This window comes from Corynebacterium gerontici, assembly GCF_003813985.1.
Lineage (GTDB): Bacteria > Actinomycetota > Actinomycetes > Mycobacteriales > Mycobacteriaceae > Corynebacterium > Corynebacterium gerontici.
Genome location: NZ_CP033897.1, coordinates 179877 through 203241 on the forward strand (window position 1 = coordinate 179877; position 23365 = coordinate 203241).

At 59.3% G+C, this 23365-nt stretch carries 19 protein-coding genes; all 19 read left to right on the forward strand.

Going from position 1 to position 23365, the window contains the following annotated elements; translation table 11 throughout:
• Window positions 1-160 precede the first annotated feature (160 nt).
• The 19 genes from glf (at window position 161) to CGERO_RS00955 (ending at window position 23341) form a co-directional block, all read left to right on the forward strand.
• Window positions 161-1327, forward strand: a complete 1167-nt coding sequence (gene glf, locus CGERO_RS00865; protein ID WP_123932897.1) for a UDP-galactopyranose mutase — start codon at window positions 161-163, stop codon at window positions 1325-1327.
• 49 nt (window positions 1328-1376) lie between these two features.
• Window positions 1377-2711 carry an LssY C-terminal domain-containing protein gene (locus CGERO_RS00870; protein WP_123932899.1) on the forward strand — a complete coding sequence of 445 codons (1335 nt, stop codon included), beginning with the start codon at window positions 1377-1379 and terminating at the stop codon, window positions 2709-2711.
• A complete protein-coding gene (locus CGERO_RS00875) occupies window positions 2708-3211 on the forward strand; it encodes an LppP/LprE family lipoprotein (protein ID WP_123932901.1) in 504 nt (167 codons plus the stop codon). The genes CGERO_RS00870 and CGERO_RS00875 overlap by 4 nt, the downstream gene beginning before the upstream one ends.
• 134 nt (window positions 3212-3345) lie before the next feature.
• Entirely contained in the window at window positions 3346-4494 is a 1149-nt protein-coding gene (locus tag CGERO_RS00880; protein ID WP_123932903.1) for an alpha/beta fold hydrolase, read from the forward strand.
• A gap of 99 nt (window positions 4495-4593) precedes the next feature.
• Entirely contained in the window at window positions 4594-6513 is a 1920-nt protein-coding gene (locus CGERO_RS00885) for a glycosyltransferase (RefSeq protein ID WP_123932905.1), read from the forward strand.
• A complete protein-coding gene (locus CGERO_RS00890) occupies window positions 6506-7009 on the forward strand; it encodes a phosphatase PAP2 family protein (protein ID WP_123932907.1) in 504 nt (167 codons plus the stop codon). Before CGERO_RS00885 ends, CGERO_RS00890 begins: the two co-directional genes overlap by 8 nt.
• The gene (locus CGERO_RS00895; protein WP_123932909.1) at window positions 7010-7984 is read left to right on the forward strand and encodes a decaprenyl-phosphate phosphoribosyltransferase; all 975 of its coding nucleotides are present in this window, start codon (window positions 7010-7012) and stop codon (window positions 7982-7984) included.
• A 104-nt stretch (window positions 7985-8088) separates the two neighbouring features.
• Entirely contained in the window at window positions 8089-9111 is a 1023-nt protein-coding gene (locus CGERO_RS00900; RefSeq protein ID WP_123932911.1) for an alpha/beta hydrolase, read from the forward strand.
• Between the two features lie 98 nt (window positions 9112-9209).
• Window positions 9210-11111: an alpha/beta hydrolase-fold protein gene (locus CGERO_RS00905; protein WP_123932913.1), complete on the forward strand. Its 1902-nt coding sequence runs from the start codon at window positions 9210-9212 to the stop codon at window positions 11109-11111.
• Window positions 11112-11564: a hypothetical protein gene (locus CGERO_RS00910; RefSeq protein WP_123932915.1), complete on the forward strand. Its 453-nt coding sequence runs from the start codon at window positions 11112-11114 to the stop codon at window positions 11562-11564.
• Window positions 11561-12460, forward strand: coding sequence for a cutinase family protein (locus tag CGERO_RS00915; protein WP_123932917.1), 900 nt, complete (start codon window positions 11561-11563; stop codon window positions 12458-12460). Before CGERO_RS00910 ends, CGERO_RS00915 begins: the two co-directional genes overlap by 4 nt.
• A gap of 62 nt (window positions 12461-12522) precedes the next feature.
• Complete coding sequence (locus tag CGERO_RS00920) at window positions 12523-14301, forward strand: FadD32-like long-chain-fatty-acid--AMP ligase (RefSeq protein WP_123932919.1); 1779 nt, start codon at window positions 12523-12525, stop codon at window positions 14299-14301.
• Window positions 14302-14343: 42 nt separating this feature from the next.
• Window positions 14344-15030, forward strand: a complete 687-nt coding sequence (locus tag CGERO_RS00925) for a glycosyltransferase family 2 protein (RefSeq protein WP_123932921.1) — start codon at window positions 14344-14346, stop codon at window positions 15028-15030.
• Window positions 14982-15845 (forward strand): phytoene/squalene synthase family protein, encoded by an 864-nt coding sequence (locus CGERO_RS00930; protein ID WP_342768121.1) that lies wholly within the window; start codon window positions 14982-14984, stop codon window positions 15843-15845. Before CGERO_RS00925 ends, CGERO_RS00930 begins: the two co-directional genes overlap by 49 nt.
• A 2-nt stretch (window positions 15846-15847) precedes the next feature.
• Entirely contained in the window at window positions 15848-17317 is a 1470-nt protein-coding gene (gene crtI, locus CGERO_RS00935; RefSeq protein ID WP_123935812.1) for a phytoene desaturase family protein, read from the forward strand.
• Complete coding sequence (locus tag CGERO_RS00940; RefSeq protein WP_123932923.1) at window positions 17317-17616, forward strand: lycopene cyclase domain-containing protein; 300 nt, start codon at window positions 17317-17319, stop codon at window positions 17614-17616. The genes crtI and CGERO_RS00940 overlap by 1 nt, the downstream gene beginning before the upstream one ends.
• Window positions 17613-17870, forward strand: a complete 258-nt coding sequence (locus tag CGERO_RS00945; protein ID WP_123932925.1) for a lycopene cyclase domain-containing protein — start codon at window positions 17613-17615, stop codon at window positions 17868-17870. The genes CGERO_RS00940 and CGERO_RS00945 overlap by 4 nt, the downstream gene beginning before the upstream one ends.
• Complete coding sequence (locus tag CGERO_RS00950) at window positions 17867-18700, forward strand: prenyltransferase (RefSeq protein ID WP_123932927.1); 834 nt, start codon at window positions 17867-17869, stop codon at window positions 18698-18700. The genes CGERO_RS00945 and CGERO_RS00950 overlap by 4 nt, the downstream gene beginning before the upstream one ends.
• Before the next feature lie 27 nt (window positions 18701-18727).
• Complete coding sequence (locus CGERO_RS00955; protein ID WP_123932929.1) at window positions 18728-23341, forward strand: type I polyketide synthase; 4614 nt, start codon at window positions 18728-18730, stop codon at window positions 23339-23341.
• Window positions 23342-23365: the final 24 nt, after the last annotated feature.

Sequence of the window (23365 nt, forward strand, 5' to 3'; positions counted from 1 at the left end):
CTGCTGTATAGCCTAGAGCATTGCAGTGAAAGAAGAAACTATTGCGACACGAGAAACTTGTGTTATTCGTGTGACTAATGGTTTGGAATGGCTTCCAAGTCGCGTGCATTCGGGCGTGTGCAGGCCGAGATGGCAATAGAAAGGTTGCTAGTCTCAACCTATGAGTTCTTATGATCTTTTTGTCGTTGGATCCGGCCTTTTTGGCCTCACCGTTGCCGAACGCGCAGCTTCTCAGCTTGGCAAAAAGGTGCTCATCGTTGAGCGCCGCAGCCACCTGGGAGGCAACGCCTATTCAGAGGCCGAGCCGGAAACCGGTATTGAGATCCACAAATACGGAGCCCACCTCTTCCACACCTCCAACAAGCGTGTGTGGGATTACGTCAACCAGTTCACCGACTTCACCGGCTACCAACACCGCGTGTTTGCCATGCATGACGGCACCGCCTATCAATTCCCAATGGGCTTGGGTCTGATCAACCAATTCTTCGGCCGCTACTACTCCCCGGATGAAGCGCGCGAACTGATCGCTGAGCAGTCCAGCGAAATCAACTCTGAAGATGCCACCAACCTGGAAGAGAAGGCCATCTCGCTCATTGGCCGCCCCCTCTATGAGGCATTCATTCGCGATTACACGGCGAAGCAGTGGCAGACCGACCCGAAGGAACTGCCCGCCGGCAATATCACCCGCCTGCCGGTTCGCTACAACTTTGACAACCGCTACTTCAACGACACCTATGAGGGCTTGCCTGTCGACGGCTACGCTGCCTGGCTTGAGCGCATGGCAGAGCATGAGAACATTGAAGTTCGCCTCGACACCGACTGGTTTGAGGTTCGTGATGAACTGCGCGCCGCCAACCCCGATGCGCCTGTGGTGTACACCGGCCCGCTGGACCGTTACTTCGACTACTCGGAGGGCAAGCTGGGCTGGCGCACCCTCGACTTTGAAACCGAGGTGCTGGACACAGGCGACTTCCAAGGAACCCCGGTGATGAACTACAACGATGCCGAGTACCCCTACACCCGCATCCACGAGTTCCGTCACTTCCACCCTGAGCGCGAGGATCGTCACCCCAAAGACAAGACGGTCATTATGAAGGAATACTCCCGCTTTGCTGAGGAAGGCGACGAGCCCTACTACCCAATCAATACACCCGATGATCGCGAGATGCTTCTGAAGTATCGCGAACTCGCCGAGCGGGAAACTGCAGAAAATGGCGTGTATTTCGGTGGTCGCCTCGGCACCTACCAATACCTGGATATGCACATGGCGATCGCCTCGGCGCTGAGCATGTTCGACAATAAGCTCAAGGATCAACTCGGGGGATAGACCGCGTTGGGACGTCGAAAAGAAGGGCAAGCCGTGTTTTACTAACTAGGTGAGCCCGAATCCCTATCCTGCGCCAACGCAGTATCCCACCTATCAACTTCAGCCAGCTCAGAAGCCGAGCATCGGGCGCGTGTACACGCTGCTCGATAGCGTATTCGTGGCCACTGGGCTGGCTTTGGTGTTTTGGTACGTTCTCGTTTTGCTGCTCTCTGGGCTGGAGCTCACCTGGCGCAGCGTCATTTTGCTGCTGATCTTCTGGTTTACCCTGACCTATCTGGCGCTGCCGCGTATGCACCAGCTTTTCACCACCGTCTACATTCCCGACTACTTCATGGCCCGCACCAAAACAGGCGATGGCGTGTTGGGTGACCCCGTCAACCTGGCGGTGGTGGGTAGCGAGGAAGATCTGCACGCGGCGATGCGGCGTGCGCGCTGGGTGAAAGCTGACCCGATTACCCTTCGATCCTCACTGGGCATCATCATGAGCTCGCTCAAGCGAACCTCCTATCCAGCGGCACCGGTGTCCAATCTTTTCCTGTTTGGCAAGAAGCACGATTTTGCCTATCAGCAAGAGGTCGACGGCAATGCCTCGCAGCGCCACCACATCCGCTTTTGGAAAGTGCCCTCAGGTTGGCTCCTGCCTGGATCGAAGAAGGTGGACTGGCTCGCCGCCGGCACCTACGACAAATCTGTCGGATTGTCCTCGCTCACGCTGCAAATCACCCACAAGATCGACGCAAACACCGACGCAGAGCGGGATTACGTGATTGACTCCGTGCGCTTCGAAGATGCCGAGTGCGAGGTAGAAGTAATTGAAAATTTCTCCACTGCCTATCACGACAAAAACGGTGGCGGCGACGCGGTGCACACTGACGGTAATTTACCCATCCTTGATGTGACGGGTGCGGCGGATCGCGCGCAAGGCATGGAGCTGGGGCAAGAAGATCACCTCATGCACTTGAGCAACCAGCGCATAGACAAGAAGCTGGATAAAGAAATCCCACCGCCGCAGCTCGGCTTCGTTGGTCTCGCCATTGCAGGCAAATTCATCGTGCAGATGCTCGCCATCGTGACCTTGGGTTTGCTCCATGATCCTGAGTACTCCAACCTCCTGCCCAATGCGTTGAGCGGAATAGCTCTGACGGTATTCGAGGGTGTGCTGTTTGGTTTTACTATCAAGAGAAGCCGCTGGGCACGGTTGATTCTGCTCATCATCGTCAGCATTGGCGCCATTGATGAAATGTGGCGACTCACCATGGCTGAGGATCACGGCATCTTTGCCTCGCTCAATGTTGGTTTATCGGTACTCGTTGTGCTGTCTCTCAGTGCACCTGCGGTGCGCGCCTGGGTCTTTGCGCTTCGTCGACGTTCAGGAGTGGTATGAAACGCCTCGTTATTTCCCTAGCCTGCGCACTTGCTTTGGTGGGGTGTGCTGAGTCACCAGAACCACAGCCCTCTTCAACGCCCTCGAGCACTGAGGTGGCCGCGTGTGCGAAAGAGCGTAATCCCTTATGGGGTGTGCGGCCGCTGCCGTTGCGTTCCAACCCCTCAATCACCTATGACTTCACCGTCCAAAGTGACCACTTCGATGCGTGTGAACCGTTGAGCTGGGCTGTTTTGTCTGGCGTTGCCGGACCAACCTTTGGCAAGGCCGTGGTGTTCTTTCACTATGGCAAGGTGATGACGAAGCCTGATCCGCTGCTCCTGGAATCGCTCGACGGCGTTGAGCGCATTGACGAATCCACCGTGGTGATCCACTATCGCGGAGAGGAATCTGCCACTTTTACGCTCGATGGTGATGTGTTAGCTCTTCAAAACAATTCATTGGATCAAGGGGCGATTTTCTCTGCGCCCCGTTTGTCGTTGGAGCAGCTCAAGAACTAAAAATTGCTAATTTCCGAAATGTTACATCCGGTATCAAAATAGCCCCACATGGGGGTGGGTGCCTTGCTGTCGGTGGGTTGAAATTAACAGGGTGATTACTCTTGTTAAGCATCGACAGGAAAGGCAGGTTCATCATGAACAAGCGCATCGGTGCACTTTTGGCAGCAGGCATTGCGATTTCGACGATCGCCGCCACCACGCCCGCAATGGCGGAACCAAATCCCGCAGGCTACGTCCGAGAATTTAACACCTACCCAGGGCTCGTGAGCGGCATGGTTGCTCCACAGGCTCAAGTCAGTGACGGCCACTTCGCCTCCGTAGACGGCACGCAGATCTACTTCAAAAAGAACATCGTCCCCGGAGCCAAGGCCACCGTCGCGCTCATCCACGGCCTGGCCGAAAATCAAGAGCGCTACGACTACATCACCTATCGGCTCAATATGGCCGGCTACAACGTCTACCGCCTGGACCACCGTGGCCACGGTCGCTCGGCCGAGCCCTACAACAATGTGCGCAAGAACCTCATTAACAACTTCGCGCTCGTTGACTCGGACATGAAGCACCTCGTCGACATGGCCCGTGCCGAGCAACCGGGCAAATTGTTCATGATGGGGCACTCCATGGGCGCAATGGCAGCTCAGTATTACGCCGTTAATCACCCCGGCGATATCGACGGCCTGGTCACCAACGGTGGCGGTGTTCCAGCCAACCTCTACGGCGCCAATGAGCTGCAGCCCGAATACATCCACGCCGATGGTCAGTCTGCAACCAGCCTGCTGGACCCCTTCACTCAAAAAGACGCCCGCCCGCTGGAGCCCTTCGATTCATTCCTTGGCGTTAATCTCAACGGGGCGTTGCAATCGGCTGGAGTGGACGTCGAAAAGCTCCCCGGTGTGGCACCGCATGAATCGCCCGCAGCATTGCAACAAATGGAAATTCCCAATGCCTTCAAAATCGGCGTAGTCAGCGACCCCGATGTACGCGAGGATCTCGCCAATAACCCCTTGAACTCCAAGGTGGTGAACATGTCCACCGGCTTGCAGATCCTTGAGGCACTGCTCTACACCGGGCAACACGCCAAGGACTATCAGGGGCCCACACTGATTATGCACGGGGATACGGACGGACTGGTGCCGTATCCGCTGGATATCAACTGGTACAACGCAGTTGGTAGCGCCGATAAGCACATGATCCTGTGGAAAGACATGATGCACGAAACCATGAACGAACCCGCGCGCGATCAAGTCATCGATCGTGTGGTGAACTGGCTCGATAGTCACTAGCGCTAGCTCTTTGACCTTCCCGGAGGCGTCACCCCCAGATAGCTCGCATGAGCGGGTAACCTGGATGGGAAAGTTTTCGCCCAAAGGGAAGGTCATTTTATGGACGCGCAACTGCAGCGATTCCTGCTGCCGAAGGCCGGCGAGCCGCACGACGTTCGCATGCTGTATCTCATCGAATCGCAGCACAATCAGCAACGTTCTCGCTGGACCGAGCGCAATAGCATCACCATCCCTGCCGGCAATGAGGTAAGTTTCCAAACCTACTTCAACGCCTTCCCTGCAAGCTATTGGCGGCGCTGGTCGCAACTCGACTCAGTGATTCTCAAGGTCGACGTGCAGGGCGCCGCGCGTGTAGACGTCTTCCGCTCCAAGATCGATGCCTCCCGCCTCGCCGTCGTGGGCGATGTGGTCAGCGATGACTCGCTGGAGTTCGAACTCTCACTTAAACAATTCGAAGATGGCGGCTGGCTCTGGTTCGAAGTCACCGCCGATAGTGATGCCACCATCACCGCAGGCTGGTACGCGCCACACGCGCCAAAGCCGCAAATCATGCCCGATGGCAGCGAAGTGGGCCCCTTCGAGGCGAAGGCCACCATCGGCATCCCAACCTTTAACCGCCCCGCCGACGCGGTAGCTGCACTCGAAGCATTGGCGAGCGATCCTGAAGTGGATGCCGTGATCGAGGCGATCATCATGCCCGACCAGGGCAATCAGCACCCCGCCGACGAACCTGGGTACGAGGCGGTGACCAAGCACTTCGGTGATCGCTTTTATGAATTCCGCCAAGGTAACCTCGGCGGCTCCGGCGGCTATTCGCGCATCATGTACGAAGCGCTGGGGGACAAGACTCCCAATTCCCCCTACATCCTCTACATGGACGACGACATTCAGATCGAGCCCGACTCCATCCTGCGCGCACTGCAGGCAGCTCGCTACGCCAAGTCCCCGATGCTCATCGGCGGCCAGATGCTCAACCTTCAAGAGCGCAGCCACCTGCACACCATGGGGGAAGTGATCGACGGTCACTCCTTCATGTGGACTGCGGCCGCGCACACCCACTACGACCACGACTTCGCCGAGTTTCCGCTGAAAAACCGCTGGCCACAGAACCCCGACTTCGATGTGCGAGACATGCACCGTCGCATCGACGTGGACTACAACGGTTGGTGGATGTGCACCATCCCGCGCGTAGTTGCAGAGCAGATCGGCCAACCGCTGCCGCTGTTTATCAAGTGGGATGACGGCGAATACGGCCTGCGCGCAGGCAAGGCAGGATTCCCAACCGCATCCTGGCCTGGCATCGCGATCTGGCACATGGCGTGGTCCGATAAGGACGACGCGATTGACTGGCAGGCGTATTTCCACCTTCGCAATCGCCTCATCGTTGCCGCTCTCCAGCACGACGGCGATACCAAGGGGCTCGTGCGCTCCATGCAAAAGGCCACCGCAAAGCATCTCGTGTGCATGGAATATTCCACCGTTGCCATCCAAAACGAGGCAATGAAGGACTTCCTGGCAGGCCCCGATCACCTCTTCGACATTCTGGAGACCTCGCTGCCGCGCATCAATGCGATGCGAAAGCAGTTCAGTGATGCGCAGGTGCTGGCGTCGGCAAGCGAATTGCCCAAGCCCTCCGGCGCGCCGGGCGTGCCCACCACCTGGACCATCAACGGCCCGCTAGCAGGGGCAAAGAAGGTAGTGTGGCTGGCCAAGAGCCTCAAGCACACGGTAACCAAGGAAAATCGAGAGCACCACGAAGTGCCGCAGGCAAACCTCGCGCCCATCAACGCTCGTTGGTTCTCGCTGGGTCAAATGGATTCCGCCACTGTCACCACCGCCGATGGTTCGGGCGTAGTGTTCCGCAAGCGTGACCGCGACTTGGCCAAGGAGCTCCTCAAGGAATCCCTGAAGCTGCAAAAGCAAGTGGCGGAGGAATTCGATCGTCTGCGCGGCGAATATCGCGCGGCGCACCCCCGACTCACCAGCCGCGCGGCTTGGAGCGAGGTGTTTGATGCCTAAGGCATCGATCCGAAGCGAAGCAGACGTTCTAGTAGCCATCCAAGATGCTGTTGGGGACCGCCCAGCGGTATTCAAGGGCGCGCGAGCTTTGAGCCACTTTGGTGAGCACGCCCTGGGCTGGCTCGCATTGAGCGCCGGTGGTGCAGCAATTGACCGTTCGCGGAGGCAAGCGTGGGTTCGTCTGGGAGCCTCGGCTTTTCTCAGCCACGCGGCCTCGGTGGTGATCAAGCGCATTGTTCGCAGAAAACGGCCACATGACCCTCGCATCAAGATCGGCGTCGGTACTCCTTCAAAGTTGAGCTTCCCCAGCTCGCACGCGACCTCGACAAGTGCTGCGCTGGTGAGCCTGGCGTACCTGAGCGGGAGTAGTTTGCCGCTTGTGGGTGTGCCGATCATGATGTTCTCGCGTATGGTTCTCGGAGTTCATTACCCCACCGATGTGGCCGCCGGCGCCGCGATCGGCACCACCACTGCCATGATGATGAAGGGACACTAGGTGAGCGACGAAGCTTTACTGGAATCTGAGCCCCATACCGAAGGGCTCAGCAAAACCAAGGCACCCAAGCCGCCCAAGAATATCGTCGATGCTGTGATCAAGGGCTTGCGCCCCAAACAGTGGGTAAAAAACGTCCTGGTGCTGGCCGCGCCAATGGCCGCCGGCGCAGAAACGTTGTTCCACACCTCTACGCTTCTCGACGTCGCGCTCGCATTCCTCGTGTTCTGCATGGCTGCTTCCTCGATCTACTTGGTCAACGATGCCCGCGATGTTGAAGCGGACCGGGAGCACCCGACGAAGCGCTTTAGACCAATCGCCTCCGGCATGTTGCCAATTGGGTTGGCTTACGGCATGGCGGTGGCGCTCATCGTTGGCGCCGTTGCGTTAAGCTTCCTGGCCACCTCCGGCAAGGGGCTCGCCATCGTGGTGGCTGTATATATTGTGCTGCAGTTGGGCTATTGCTTTGGGTGGAAGCACATGCCGGTGATCGATATTGCGCTGGTGTCCTCCGGTTTCATGCTCCGCGCGATGGCCGGTGGTGTGGCTGCTGGCATTAATCTTTCGCAGTGGTTCTTGCTGGTGGCGGCGTTCGGTTCACTCTTTATGGCCTCTGGCAAGCGTTATGCAGAAATCCTGTTGGCTCAGCGCAGTGGCGCGAAGATCCGCAAGGCCCTGGAGGGCTATACCGCAACTTACCTGCGCTTTGTGTGGACGCTTTCGGCAACCGCCGTGGTGATTTCCTACGCGCTGTGGGGCTTCCAAATGGCTTCCGCCGTGGATGGGGCTGCCAAGGTCTGGTATCAGGTATCGATGGTGCCGGTGACCGTGGCCATCCTGCGTTATGCCGCCGACGTTGACCGTGGTGAGGGCGGCGCCCCAGACGAAATCGCGTTGAAGGATCGTCCACTGCAAGTGTTGGCGTTCTTGTGGATCCTCTGCATCGCCATCGCCGTGTATATCGTTCCTGCATTGTAGTTTTGAATCTCAATGCATTAGGGTAGGCCTGGAAAGATCACGGAAGTGTAACGCCTAGGTTCGGGACCGCGATAGGTCTCTCGCTAGAGTAATTAAGGAGAACTATGACGTTCGTGTCTCGCCTGAAGGCGCTCGCTAAGAAGTCCACCGCCACCCTTGCGGCAGTGGCCACCGCTGCAACCATCTCCGTTGTTGGCGCTGGCACCGCAAGTGCTGCTGGCCACCGTGATTGGCTGCGCCCCGACGCCACCGGTACCTGTGACTGGGACGGTGTGCAATTCTGGGTTCAGCGTTGTGATGTCTGGTCGCCAGCGAATGGCCGCAACATCACCGTCCAGATTCAGCCCTCCCAGCGTGGCGGCAACGCGGCTCTCTACTTGCTCGATGGTGCCCGTGCTCCCGAAACTTATAACGCTTGGGCTGTGGACGCTCGCGCCATGGAGAAGTTCGTCAACAACAACATCACCCTGGTGATGCCCGTTGGTGGCGCCGGAACCTTCTACACGGACTGGGCTGGCCCCCAGGGCTTCCTTGGTGGCCCGACGCCGAAGTGGGAGACCTTCCTCACGCAGGAGCTGCCCGCTTATCTGCAGGCTCATTTCGGGGTGAACCCGAATAATAACTCCATCGGTGGCCTGTCCATGGGGGCTACTGCGGCCATGAACCTGGCGGCAAATCACCCGGCAAAGTTCCGCCAGGTGCTCAGCTACTCCGGGTACCTCACCACCGCCGTTCCCGGTGCTTTCGCCATCATGGGCTTGGTGATGTGGGACGTGGCTCAGCTCAACGTGAATAACATGTACGGCTCGATCATGAGCCCGCGCCGCGCAGAGCTTGACCCTTACACCAATCTTGAAGGCCTTCGTGGCAAGGATGTCTACGTATCCGCAGCTTCCGGTATCTGGGGTCCGGCTGAAATTGGTCAGCCAATTCAGGGGCTGATGGTTGGCAGTGCGCTGGAGGCAAGCGCGAACGCTTCCACCCGCTACTGGGAGCCCAAGGCTCGCGCTATGGGTCTGAACGTGACCTCCAACTATCCGCTCATCGGTATTCACAACTGGCCGCAGTGGGATTATCAGCTCGCTATTACTCATGATCGCATCCTTGATGTGATGAACGCCTGGTAATCGCTAGGCCGCAAAAGAACAACTCCCTACGGGGAGTTTTTTCTTTTTGCCGGAGTGTCTATCGTGAAAGTTGAAGTGGAACTTTAAGCTTTCTTGTGATGAACGGAAGGAAGAATCACGTGAAGCATGCAACCAAGGTAGCCGCGCTGGCCATGTCAGCTGCATTGGGCATCACCCTCGCGCCCCAGGCCGTGGCGCAGAGCAGCACCGACATCCCCGGTGTCTCCGACTTTCTGCAAGGAGACAACCCACAGCGCACACCGATCCGCACCGATTATCCCAAAATTGAGGGTCTGCCCGATGGCGTATCCATCAACCGCGTTGAGTGGTTGAGCGCGCGCCGCATCGCTATTTTCATCAACTCCAAGGCGATGCCCGAGCAGCCGATCCAGGTGCAGGTGTTGCTCGCTCGCGATTGGTACAAGGACCCCTCCCGCACTTTCCCCTCGGTGTGGGCACTTGACGGTATGCGTGCTGTGGACAGCGAGAATGGCTGGACGCTCTACACCAATATCGAGCAGTTCTTTTCCGATAAGAACGTCAATGTGGTCCTGCCCGTGGGTGGCGAATCTTCCTTCTACTCGGACTGGCAGCGCCCCGATAACGGCAAGCATTACATGTGGGAGACCTTCCTGACCCAGGAGCTTATTCCCGTGCTGAGCGAGGGCTACCGAACCAACGGGGATCGCGCGGTCGTCGGTTTGTCCATGGGTGGTACCGCCGCGATCAACTTGGCGGAGCGTCGCCCTGATCTGTTCACCTTCGCGGGTTCTTTCTCCGGCTATCTGGACACCACGAGCCTTGGCATGCCTCCAGCGATCCAGGCGGCGCTCACTGAGGCGGGCGGTTATGACGCTACCGCTATGTGGGGTCCCTACGGCTCCCAGGACTGGATTGACCACGACCCCAAGCTGGGTATCGAAAGCCTGAAGGGCAAGACCGTCTACGTTTCGGCAGGGTCCGGCAACGATGACTTCGGCACACCGGACTCGGTGGCGAAGGGGCCCGCAAAGCCGGCGGGCATGGGCCTTGAGGTCATCTCTCGAATGACTTCGCAGACCTTTGTGGACCGTGCGAAGCGGGCAGGTGTGGAGCCCATCGTTTCCTTCCGCCCCTCTGGTGTGCACGATTGGCCGTACTGGCAGTTTGAGATGGTGCAGGCATGGCCGCACATGGCGGATGCTTTGAAGCTTGCCGACGAAGACCGTGGCGCATCCTGCCTGCCCGTCGGAGCCATTGCCGAGGCCACCAAGAACGGTGTAATCGGCAATTGCGTGAACAGCGAGTACGACGTGCCCGGTGGTAAGGCTGAAGATTTCGTTTCTGGCCGCGCGTATTGGTCGCCGAAGACGGGCGCGCATCCGCTGTGGGGCCGCATCGGATCGCGCTACGCGGAAATGGGTGGGCCTGAGTCCTGGCTGGGGTACCCAACCTCCAGCGAGATTGAGCTAAAAAAGGGCCGCATGGTCACCTTCGAACATGGCAACATCTACTGGTCCGTGGAAACCGGTCCTGTGGCCGTGCCGAATGACATCATCGCCACCTGGGGCACCCAGGGCTACGAGCGTGGCGATCTTGGCCTTCCGGTCAAGGAGATGGAAGAAAAGAACGGCTATCGCATCCAGCAATTCCAAGACGGCATTGTGGTGAATAAGGATGGCGAGCCCGGGCATTGGCTCAAGGGCGTGATCGCGAAGAAGTACCTAGAGATGGGCACCGTGGAATCGCCATTGGGCGCCCCAAAGTCCAATGAGATCCCGATCAAGGGCGGTGCGTTCCAACAATTTGAGCGCGGCAACCTGTACTGGTCATTCCCCACGGGCGCTCACGCCATTTACTATGGCGACATTTTCGACGCCTGGGGCAAGAAGGGCTATGAGCAGGGCGAGTTCGGTTACCCAATCAGTGATCAGTCCGAAATCCCAGCGGGCGGCCAAGAGATCAGCTTTGAACGCGGCAAGATTAAGCAGATCAATGGCCAAATCAAGGAGGAGAAATAAATGAAGCGCCTGGCAGCCCTGGCTCTCGCACTGAGTTTGACTGCTTGTGGGTCTGCCACAGTGGAGGATTCTCCTACCTCGGTGGCCCCGCTTTCGAAGACGGCGAGCTCATCAACCTCGAAGGCTCCTAAGAAAAAGCAGCAGCCGAGCGAGGAAAATCAGGATCGTCCCGCGCAGGAAATCGATAATGTTCCAGATCAACAATTGGTGTTGAGCAAGGAGGATAAAGCGTATCTTTCTGGGCTCAAGGATCAGGGCGTGAACACTGAAGGTGTTGAACGAGAGCTGCTCAATGTGGCGAGCCTGGTGTGCACCAAGGACGACAATCCGGTGAACTCTGCCACGGTGCAAGCTGTGGCTGGGCAGTTGGTTGAGCAGGGCAGGAGTGACAAGAGCTTCGAGGAGACCGCGAAGGCAATCGAATCCGGAGCCGCGAAGGCGTACTGCGCATGAGAAAGCTTCTGATGGCCGCCGCCGCATTGGTCATCATTGTGGTGATCGTGCTGGGCATTTCGCGCTGGATGAGTTCTGATCCAGGCCCCGCACCTGCACCGAATGGTCCCGTGGCTGCGCAGCCGGAGCACTGTGTGGATGTTGAATTTATTTCGGCCCCTGGCACGTGGGAGTCCAGCGCGGTGGATGATCCATTTGCGCCGAAGGCGAATCCCAATTCCTTGATGCTAAATGTGACCAATCCTTTGCAGCAGGAATTCCAGGGCCAAAAGGTGAAGATTTGGACTCTGCCCTACACCGCGCAGTTCCGCAATGTGAATGCCCAGGGCGAGATGAGTTATGACGATTCTCGCAACGAGGGCACCGCCAAGGTGGAGCAAGAGCTCCAAAGCGTTCACGCTGAATGCCCTCAGACCGATTTCATTTTGGCCGGTTTTTCCCAGGGTGCAGTGCTTTTGGGCGATGTCGCGAACAAGATCGGGGTGCAGGGTGGAGTGATCCCGCCGGACCGTATCCGTGGTGTTGCTTTGCTTGCCGACGGTCGCCGCGTGCCCGATGCGGGTCAGTTCGTGGGTAATCCCGTGGCCGGAGTCGGCGCTGAGGTGGCGCTTGAGCCCGTGAATCTGCTGGTGCAGCCCATTGTTCCGGGGGCGACGATGCGCGGCCCCCGTGAGGGTGGCTTTGGTACTTTGAATGATCGCGTCTTTGAGATCTGCGCCCCGGATGACACGGTGTGTGACGCCCCGCGTGACGTGATTAATGGTGTGGCTCGTGCGCGCCAGTTGGTGGAAGCGAACGGGGTGCACGGCATGTATTTGACCAACCCCAACGTGATTCCCGGAACTACGGCTCCGGAGTGGATCGTGAACTGGGCTCGGGACCTGATCCGCAATTAACTTGCGTCACTTCCTTAACATTGTTAAGGTTTCGCTACCAAAATAACGCACGAAGGAGCACCATGGATATCCAAGCAGCGATGGGACGATTCTTTGATGAGCAGGGCAATATTGCACTGCCGCCCGAGCTCACACTTGCCGCGCTCAGTGAGATTCTGTTTCAGATGGATCTCGCCGCCGGACAGGGGGATCGACACTGCATGCGTTTCTGGGATTACTCCAGCTCCCGTGAAGGCGAAGCAATAGACTTCACCCGCCAGCAGATCAACACCCGCATTAAGGCGGTCGCGGCTCGTCTGCAGCAAACCGCGCAGCCGGGGGATCGCATCGCGATTCTGGCAAACAACAGCCCCGAATACATCTTCTCCTTCATGGGCTCCATGTATGCCGGCATGACCCCAGTGCCGCTCTATGATCCCACTGAGCCGGGCCACGCCGATCACCTCAATGCGGTGATTGGCGACGCGCAACCCTCCGTCGTGCTGACCAACAGCACTTCCGCTGCCGCCACTCGTAAGTTCTTCGCGGCGATACCCGGAACGCAACGCCCGCGAATCCTTTCCGTCGACGCGCTTCCAGATTCCTTGGCCACCCAGTGGCAGCAGCCCCAAGGCGCGCCCAAGGCCGACCCGGTAGATACCCCAGCCTTGCTGCAGTACACCTCGGGATCCACCCGCACCCCAGCCGGCGTCATTCTTACGCACCGTTCGGTGATCACCAACGTGCTCCAGATCTTCCGCTCCATCCAGATTCAGATGCCGTTGCGCATGGTCACGTGGTTGCCGCTGCACCATGACATGGGCATCATCACCGCTGCTTTGGTGAATGTGCTGGGCATGCAGTACGAGTTCATGAGCCCCCGGGACTTCATCCAACAGCCCGAGCGTTGGTTGCGCCAGCTTGCCGAGGGCGAAGGCAATGTCTACACCGCCATCCCCAACTTTGCGTTGGAGATGTCGGCGCGGGTTGAGACGTCGAAAAGCTATGACTTCTCCAAGGTGATTGGCCTGATCGTTGGTTCGGAGCCGGTGACCGAGAAGGCCGTTGAGAACTTCCTGGAAAAATTTGAGCCGATGGGGCTGGACCGCCAAGCGCTGCGCCCCTCCTATGGGCTGGCGGAAGCATCACTGCTCGTTTCCACTCCTCAAACGGAGCACCGCCCACGCATCACCCACTTCGACCGAGAGGCGCTCGCTGAAAATCGCGCGGAGGTCGTGGAACAAGGCGTGCCGCTGGTTGGCGTTGGCCAGGTAGTGAACGCGCAGAAGATGGTGGTCGTGGATCCGGAAACCCGCAAGGAACTGCCCGAAGGTCAAATCGGTGAACTCTGGGCGCACGGTGGCAACATGGCTGCCGGCTACCTTGGCCGCGAGGCGGAGACCCAAGAGACCTTCCGCAACACCCTGGGTGAGCGCCTCAGCGATGGCCTGCCCGAGGATGATTTCTGGATGGCCACCGGCGACCTCGCCATGATCGTCGACGGTGAACTGTATATCACTGGCCGACTGAAGGATCTCATCATCGTCGCTGGTAGGAACCACTATCCTCAAGACATTGAGTACACCGTGGACCACGCCAGCGAGCAGGTTCGTCCCTATGCGGTGGCGGCATTCGCCATCGAAGGCGATGATGTGGAAAAGCTCATTATCCTCGCCGAACGCGACCTGGATAAGGATCCTTCCGGCGACGAAGCCGCCATCGAGGCCATTCGCGCCGCCGTCACGGAGGCTCACGGCGTGCAACCTGAGGATATCCGCATCATGGGGCCCGATGAGATCGCACGTTCGTCCTCTGGCAAGATCGCGCGTCGTGTGGCAAAGAAGCGCTATCTTTCCAGCTAGTTCCAGCTAGCACCGCTATTACCCGCTAAAGTTAGAAGGATCATGCCTTCGATCTCCGTGATCCTTCCCTGCCATAACGATGCCGCCCTGTTGCGAAGGGCGCTGCACCACCTGGGCGACGCTGATGAAATCATCGTGGTGGACAACGCCTCGAGTGACGCATCCGCCGCGATCGCCCGTCAATATGGCGCCACCGTGGTCGATCAGCCTCTTCTGGGCATCACTCACGCGATGGACGCAGGAATGCAACATGCGAGTGGGGAGATCGCCGTCCGTATCGACGCCGACATTCTGCCTCCCGCGGGTTTTATCCAAAGGGTACGTCGTGCTTGGGAGCGCGCCGATGAGGACGTGGTTGCCATGAGCGGCTGGGGTTGGTTTGACCACCGCCCTGCCCGGCAATCACTGCTCTACCTGGGGGCCTACTACTGCAGCGTGGGAGCCGCGCTGGGGCACTGGCCGCTCTTTGGCTCCAACTGCTCCATGCGAACCCAGTGGTGGCGCGAAGTGCGCCCGGATCCCAGCGACACATTCGTCCACGATGACATGCACCTTTCTTTCCGTGTGCGCCCAGGTGAAAAGGTGAAGTTTTTCGCGAACCCCGTCGTGATGGATCCTCGAGCGCTCGAAGGTGGCATCCGAACACGTTTCGCGCGTGGCTGGCACACCATTAGGGTGAATTGGCAACACCAGCCACCCTGGAAACGACTCCCGGAGCGATTGCGATGAACCTGATGCTCGAGCGATATGACGATATGGCGCATGCTGCCGCCGCAGAAGTCATGGCGCAATATTCCACCAGTTTTTCAGCGGCAACCAAACTCCTTGCTCCACGGGTGCGCTGCGATATCCGCAATTTATACGCAATGGTTCGCATCGCAGATGAAATCGTCGATGGCGCTGCGGAAAGCGGCCAACGAGAAGCGCTAGACGCATACGAACAACAGATTCTCAGCGCGCCAAAGCGGCGTTTTCACACCGATCCCGTGGTCCACGCCTACGCCATTTCCGCGCGCCGATGTGACTTTGCCGATGAGCATGTGCGAGCCTTCTTCGCTTCGATGCGCTCAGACCTGGAATGCAAGGAATTCAGCGATGAGCAACGCGCGCGCTATATCTACGGCTCCGCAGAAGTGATCGGCCTGATGTGCCTGGACGCGTTCTTGCTTGAGCACGACGTGGACCGAACCCAACTAGACCCAGGTGCGCAGGCCTTGGGTCGAGCATTCCAAAACATCAACTTTCTCCGAGATCTCCACGAGGACAATCAGGCTTTGGACAGGCGCTACTATCCCGGCCTGGATGAGGCGAAAAAGCAGCAGATCATCCAGGGTGTACGTGGGGATCTTGCCCTGGCGAAAGAATCCATGCAGCGCCTCCCTCGCGGGGCGCGGATGGGCGTGGCCGCCGCGCTGCGGCTCTATGAAGAACTGACCGACAGGCTCGAAGCGGCGAGCCTGGAGGATATCCGCGCGCACCGGGTGCGTGTGCCGAATTGGCGCAAACTGATGCTCGCCGCAAGCGCGGCAGTAGGAAAGGTATGAGTATGAAAGCCGTCGTCATTGGTGCAGGGGTGGCGGGACTCGCCACCGCCGCATATCTAGCCCATGAAGGCCACGAGGTCACCGTCGTGGAAAAGAACAACCACATCGGTGGGCGCGCTGGTTCCTTCAGCAGCGGCGGGTTCCGCTGGGATACCGGGCCGTCCTGGTATCTCATGCCGGACGCCTTCGAGCACTTCTTCCAATTCTTCGGGTCCAGCACCGCGGAACGCCTTGATTTGGTGGAGCTAGATCCCGCCTACCGCTTTTTCCCCGAGGGACTGGATCCTATCGATGTGAGCGATGCGCGTGCGATCTTCGAGTCGATCGAGCCGGGCGCTGGTGAGCAGCTCGATCGTTATCTCGAAAGCGCCAGAGAAACCTACGAGGTAGCGGTTCAGCATTTCCTTTACAACAATTTCACCCGCCTGCCGTTGCACAAGGACGTGACCTCGAAACTGCTCTTCTTGAGTACGCTGCTGAGAACCAGTCTTGAGCACTTCGTGAATGATCGTTTCCAGGATCATCGTCTGCGCCAAATGCTGAGTTATCCCGCGGTATTTCTTTCCTCCTCTCCCAAGAACACCCCCGCGATGTATCACTTAATGAGCCACACTGACCTCACGCAGGGAGTGTTGTATCCGCAGGGTGGTTTCGCTGCAGTGGTGGATGCCATCGCCGATGTCGCTCGCGAGCAGGGCGCCACGATTCGCCTCGGCGCGGAGGTTGCCGAGATCGTGTGCAGCAACAAGGAGGTTCAGGGCGTAGAGCTTGTCGACGCCACCTTCCTCGACGCAGACGTCGTCGTCTCAGCAGCGGACCTCAAACACACCGAGAATGCGCTGCTCCCACGGCATCTGCGTACATATCCCGAGCAGTATTTTGCCAAGCGCAACCCGGGCATCGGCACGGTCTTGCTTTACCTTGGTGTGCGTGGCGAACTACCGCAACTTCTGCACCACAACCTGCTGTTTTCCCGGGAGTGGGACGCCGATTTTGAGGCTGTGTTTGATCGCCCCAATGGTTTTTCGCGCTCGCTGTATATTTCCAAGCCCTCAGCTACAGATCCAGACGTGGCACCGACGGGTCACGAAAACCTCTTTGTGCTGGTGCCGGTGCCCGCGCAGCCAAACTTTAATCGCGAAGAACAAGTGGCGGAGGCGGCGATTGACCAAATCGCCCAATGGGCCGACATTCCAGACCTTCGTGAGCGGATCGTCGAACGCCACGTGATCGGCCCCCAGCACTTTGCTGAGCAGTTCTACGCTTGGTCGGGTGGTTCGGTCGGGCCTGCGCATACGCTGCGCCAATCCGCGATGCTGCGCGGCTCGAATGCTTCGAAGAAGGTAAATGGTTTGTATTACGCTGGCGCCACGACGGTGCCCGGTGTCGGTGTTCCCATGTGTTTGATCTCGGCGGAAAACGTGGTGAAGCGTCTTCGTGGCGATACCAGCAGCGGCCCTCTGGAGCACTGATGTCCGCAGCTTATCTTCTCTTCCTACTATTCAGCCTGGGCAGCATGGTGCTGTGTGACTGGCGCTGGAAGCTCAATTTCTTCCGCGCGCCGAGGCGCAGCGCAGTCATCCTTCTGGCGCTACTGGCCATGCTGCTGTGCTGGGACGCTTTGGGGATTGCCACGGGCACGTTCTATCGCGGTGATTCCCCCTACATGCTTGGCATTGAACTCGCCCCAGAAATGCCGGTGGAGGAGCCAATCTTCTTGTGCTTCCTGGTGTATCTCACCATGAATATCGCGGGGTGGGTGCAGCGATGACGTATTTTTTGATTAGCCTGCCGTTCCTGATCGCTGCGGTGGTGATCAATAGGGGGCGCTGGCCCAAGGCAACGGCGATCACCGTGGCGACATTGCTGCTGCTCACTGCGGTGTTCGACAATCTGATGATTGCCGCCGGTTTGGTGGGATACGGCGAGAGTCAGCGCCTTGGGCTCAGTATTGGGCTCGCGCCCATTGAGGACTTTTTCTACGCCCTGGCTGTGGCGCTGATTGTGCCGGCGGTGCGCCGATGATCAAATCGATTCTGCACGCATCGCGGCCATTGAGCTGGGTGAACACGGCGTTTCCTTTTGCCGCTGCCTATTTGCTATCTGGCGGCGCAGTGGATTGGTTGTTCCTGGTGGGCACCTTCTTCTTCCTGATTCCTTACAACATTGCGATGTACGGCATTAACGATGTGTTCGACTATGAATCGGACATTCGCAATCCCCGCAAGGGCGGAGTTGAGGGCGCAGTACTGCCCAAGTCCATGCACAAGCCGCTGCTTTGGGCTTCCGCCCTCAGCACTGTGCCGCTGTTGGCGATCATGGCCGCCCAGGGTGCGGGGTGGTGGTTGTTGATCTCTGCGTTTTTCGTTGTGGCGTATTCGGCGCCACCCATGCGCTTCAAGGAACGCCCCATTGTCGATTCGGCAACGTCGGCGGCACACTTTGTTACCCCGGCGATCGTCGGTGCTGCGTACGGCGAAGCACCCAGCGGTTTCTGGATCGCGATGACATCCTTTTTTCTTTGGGGGATGGCAAGCCATGCGCTGGGGGCGGTGCAGGACGTGCAGTCGGATCGCGCGGGTGGTTTGCACTCTATTGCCACCAAGCTTGGCCCGAGGCATACGGTTCAGCTTGTGGTGTTGGCGTATAGCGTCTCTGCACTCTTGCTACTGTTGCTTCCCTCGCCTTCGTGGCTGATTGCATTGGCTGGCGCGGGCTATGCGCTGAACGCGGCGCGCTTCTTGGGCGTCACCTGGCAGACTTCCCCTAGCGTGAATCGCGCGTGGCGCGTGTTTCTGGTGTTGAACTTTGTGGTGGGTGCGATGCTGACGATGGTGTTGTTGCCGCTACTCTAGGAGGGCAAAAGAAAGGTGAAAGATTTGATGACGGTAGAGCAACTGCGCGCTTGGTTACGCGACTGGGTTCGCGAAACCACGGGAACTGAAGACATCGACGATGACCTCCCGATGCAATCCTTCGGCCTGTCCTCACGAGACGTGGTTGCCCTCTCCGGCGAGCTCGAACGCCTCTTAGGCACCCGCCTGGACCCAACCATCGCCTACGAATACCCAACCATCAGTGGCCTTGCTCGTAGGCTTGTCCACGGCACCCCTGCCCGCAACGCTGCCGCTACTCAACCTCGCCAGCGTTCAGAAGAACACGACGTGGCCATCGTTGGCATGGCGGCGAGATACCCGGGGGCGAACAACCTGGATGAGATGTGGTCGATGCTGGTCGAAGGCCGCGACGGTCTGGGCGAGCCGCCCCTTGGTCGCTGGAGCGAGTATGCGGGCGATGAGGTGACGTCGAAACGCTTGGAAGAAACCAACACCATCGGCGGCTACCTGGAAGATGTCGCCAGCTTCGATGCCGAATTTTTCGGGCTTTCCCCGCTTGAGGCCGTCAATATTGACCCTCAGCAGCGCATCTTGCTTGAGCTCACCTGGGAGGCCCTGGAACATGCGCATATCCCCGCGAATACCTTGCGCGGATCCTCGGTGGGCGTGTTCATGGGCTCATCCAATAACGACTACGGCATGCTGATCACTTCCGATCCCGCCGAATCTCATCCCTATGCACTCACCGGCACGGCGAGCTCCGTGATCGCGAACCGCATTTCCTACGCCTTCGACTTCCGCGGCCCCTCGGTCAACGTTGACACCGCCTGCTCATCCTCGCTGGTTTCCACGCACCAGGCAGTGCGTGCGCTTCGCCACGGCGACGCTGATGTGGCCATTGCCGGTGGCGTGAATATCCTCGCAGCCCCGTTCGTCACCACCGCTTTTGGTGAACTCGGGGTGTTTAGCCCAACTGGCAAAATCCATGCGTTCTCTGACGACGCCGACGGTTTCGTGCGCGGCGATGGCGCGGGCGTGGTGGTGCTCAAGCGCCTCAGCGATGCAGAACGCGATGGCGACAACATCCTGGCAGTGATTAAGGGCTCGGCGGTAAACTCCGATGGCCACTCCAATGGCATCACCGCCCCCAACCCCGACGCGCAAGTGGATGTGCTGCAGCGCGCTTACGCCGACGCGGGCGTGGACCCCAACACCGTGGACTATGTGGAGGCGCACGGCACCGGCACCATTTTGGGCGACCCAATCGAAGCCAATGCGATTGGTGAAGTTCTCGGGGCTGGACGCGACTTCGCCACCCCAACGCTTTTGGGCAGCGCCAAGACCAACTTCGGCCACACTGAATCAGCCGCTGGCGTGGCGGGCATTATCAAGACGGTGCTGGCAATGAACAACGATGTGCTGCCGCCTTCTTTGCACTTCAGCGCGCCCAATCGCTACATTGATTTCGATGCCCAACACATCGAGGTGGTAGAAGATCCCCGCGAATGGCCCGAATACTCCGGCCACAAGGTTGCCGGTGTGTCCGGCTTTGGCTTCGGTGGCACCAATGCGCACGTCGTCCTGCAGTCCTACGACGCCCAAGCGGAAACAGAGCCTGCACTGCTGAATACCGGAGCGGGCGTGTTCGCCGTTTCTGGATTGCTGCCTTCGCGACGTCGAGAAGCTGCCGCCGCCGTGGCAGAAGCGGTGGGCGATGATCTGCCCGCGCTCGCGCGTTCCCTGGCCAAACGCAACCATGGTCGCTCGCGCGCGGTCGTGCAGGCCGCCACCAAGGATGAGGCGATCAAGCGTCTCAAGCAGGTGGCAGAAGGCAAGGTCAGCGTCGGCATTGCCGCTGCAGACGCGCCGGGTCAAGGCGCAGTGTTCGTCTACTCTGGCTTTGGTTCGCAGCACCGCAAGATGGTCAAGGACCTCAGCAGTCAATCGGAGGCCTTTGCCGAGCGCCTTCGCGAGCTGGATCAGCTCGTCGAGTTCGAGGCCGGATGGTCCATCCTGGACATTGTCGAAGACGATGAGCAGACCTACAACACCGAAACGGCGCAGGTGGCCATCACCGCCATCCAGATCGCGCTGACGGATCTGCTGGCAGCATTCGGTGCCAAGCCTAAGGCTGTGATGGGCATGTCCATGGGCGAGATCGCCGCGGCCTACGCCGCCGGTGGACTCAGCGCCGAGGACGCCATGATGGTGGCGATCCACCGCGCCCGTCTCATGGGAGAGGGCGAGGCTTCATTGCCCGAGGACGAGCTTGGCGCCATGGCCGTGGTGGAGCTGCCAGCCGATACCGGCTTTGAGGATGGCATCGAGCCTGCCGTATTTGCAGGTCCCGGTATGACCACCGTGGGCGGCCCGCGCGCCGCTGTGGAGACACTGGTTGAGCGCCTGCAGGAGGAGGGCAAGTTTGCCCGTATGCTCAACGTGAAAGGCGCAGGCCACACTAGTGCCGTGGAGCCGTTGCTGGGCGAACTCGCCGCAGAAACCTCCATGATTACACCACGCCCGCTGCGCATCCCGCTGTATTCCTCCGTGGAGGAGCGCACTTATCAGCCGGGCGAGGTAGTGCACGATGCTGACTACTGGCTGCGCTGCACCCGCCAGCCGGTGCTTTTCCAAAGCGCCACCGAGCGCGCTTTCGCTGATGGCTACGAGATGCTCGTGGAGATTTCCCCGAACCCCGTAGCACTCATGGGCATGATGAATACCGCCTTTAGCGTGGGCAAAGCAGACGCGCAATTGCTCTTCGCGCTCAAGCGCAAGCTCGATGCCGGCGACACCATCCGCGATCTGCTGGCCAAGATGTATGTGCAGGGAAGCGACATTGACTTCTCCAAGCTCTATGGATCCGGCCCCGTGCAGGCGGCACCGGGTGTGCCCTGGAAGCGCCAGCGCTATTGGACGGCCGCGCGTCCGCAATCGCAGCATGTGAATCTTCCAGGGGCGAAGGTGACGCTGCCCGGCCAAATCGCCTTCAGCACCGTTGCCGAGCAGGTCCCGAGCCTCGAAGCCCTGGTGGAATCCGCAGTGGAAGCGGTGTTGCCCGGTGCCACTTTGCTGGCGATGGAAGAACAAGCACCGCTGCCCGCATCTGGAGAGCTGAGCACCGTGGTGATCAGGAACGTCGCGGGCATTACCGTGCAGGTATTCCGCGTGATGGGGGAGCAGACCATCGCTTTGGCCGAAGGTTTCGCCACCACCGCAGCCCCCACCCACAGCGCCCCCGAGTCCGAAGTGGAGGCTGTCCCCGAAGCGCCGGTGTGGGATGGCAGCGAGTCAGTAGAGCAGCGCATGCGCACCATCGTCTCTGAGGCCATGGGCTATGACGTCGAAGATCTGCCCCGCGAACTGCCGCTGATCGACCTCGGCTTGGATTCGCTCATGGGCATGCGCATCAAGAACCGCATTGAGCACGAGTTCCAGATTCCACCGCTGCAGGTGCAGGCGCTTCGCGACGCCTCCGTGGCCGACGTGGTGACGTTGGTAGAAGACCTCGTTGCCGGCAAATCCGGCGAGCCCGCACCTGAGTCCGCGCCTGAGCAGGCAGAAGCTCCTGCAGAAGATTCGAAGCCGCAAGGCGTTGGCGTAGCGCCCCGCGACGCCTCCGAACGCCTGGTGTTCGCCACGTGGTCGGGCATCGTGGGCAAGGCACCCGCGGGTGTCACCAGTGAGCTGCCGAAGATCAGTGAGGATCACGCCCAGGCGATTGCCGAAAGGCTCTCGGATCGCGCCGGAGTTGCGGTGAGCGCACAGCAGGTTCTGGAAGCAACCACGCTTGAGCCGCTCTCCGATTTGGTGCGCGAAGGCCTCGAAACCGATGTCGAGGGCAATATCCGCGTGCTGCGTGCCCGCCCGGAGGGCTCCACCAAGCCAGCGGTATTCATGTTCCACCCGGCTGGCGGATCCAGCGTGGTGTATCAACCGCTGATGCGTCGTTTGCCTGAAGACGTGCCCGTCTACGGCGTGGAGCGCCTGGAAGGATCGCTGGAAGATCGCGCTGCCAGCTATTTGGAGGAGATCAAGCAGTACTCCGACGGTTTGCCCATCGTGCTGGGCGGCTGGAGCTTCGGGGGCGCACTGGCGTATGAGGTGGCACACCAGCTTGAGGGCGTGGACGTGGCATTCATCGCATTGTTGGACACGGTTCGTCCTGCTCATCCCGCACCGGATACGCCGGAAGAAACGAAGCGACGCTGGGAGCGCTATTCGGCGTTTGCCAAGAAGACCTACGGTTTGGACTTCCCGGTGCCCTATGAGCTGCTGGAATCTGCCGGTGAAGACGCGCTGCTTGGGATGATGGCTGAGTTCCTTGCCAACACCGATGCCTCAGAGCATGGCCTTTCTGCCGGTGTGCTGGAGCATCAGCGCGCGTCCTTTGTGGATAATCGCATTCTGGACCGCCTGGACTTCAGCCGTTGGGAAAGCGTGGATGCTCCCGTGATGCTCTTCCGTGCCGAGCGCATGCACGATGGGGCCATTGAGCTGGAGCCTTCCTACGCGGAGATCGATGAAGACGGCGGCTGGAAGCAGATCGTGAAGGATCTGGAAATTATCCACCTCAATGGCGATCACTTGGCGGTGGTTGATGAACCGGAAATTGGCAAGGTGGGCGTGGCAATGAGCAATCGCATTATCAACTTGTAGGGTGGTTCCACTATCGTAGATGAG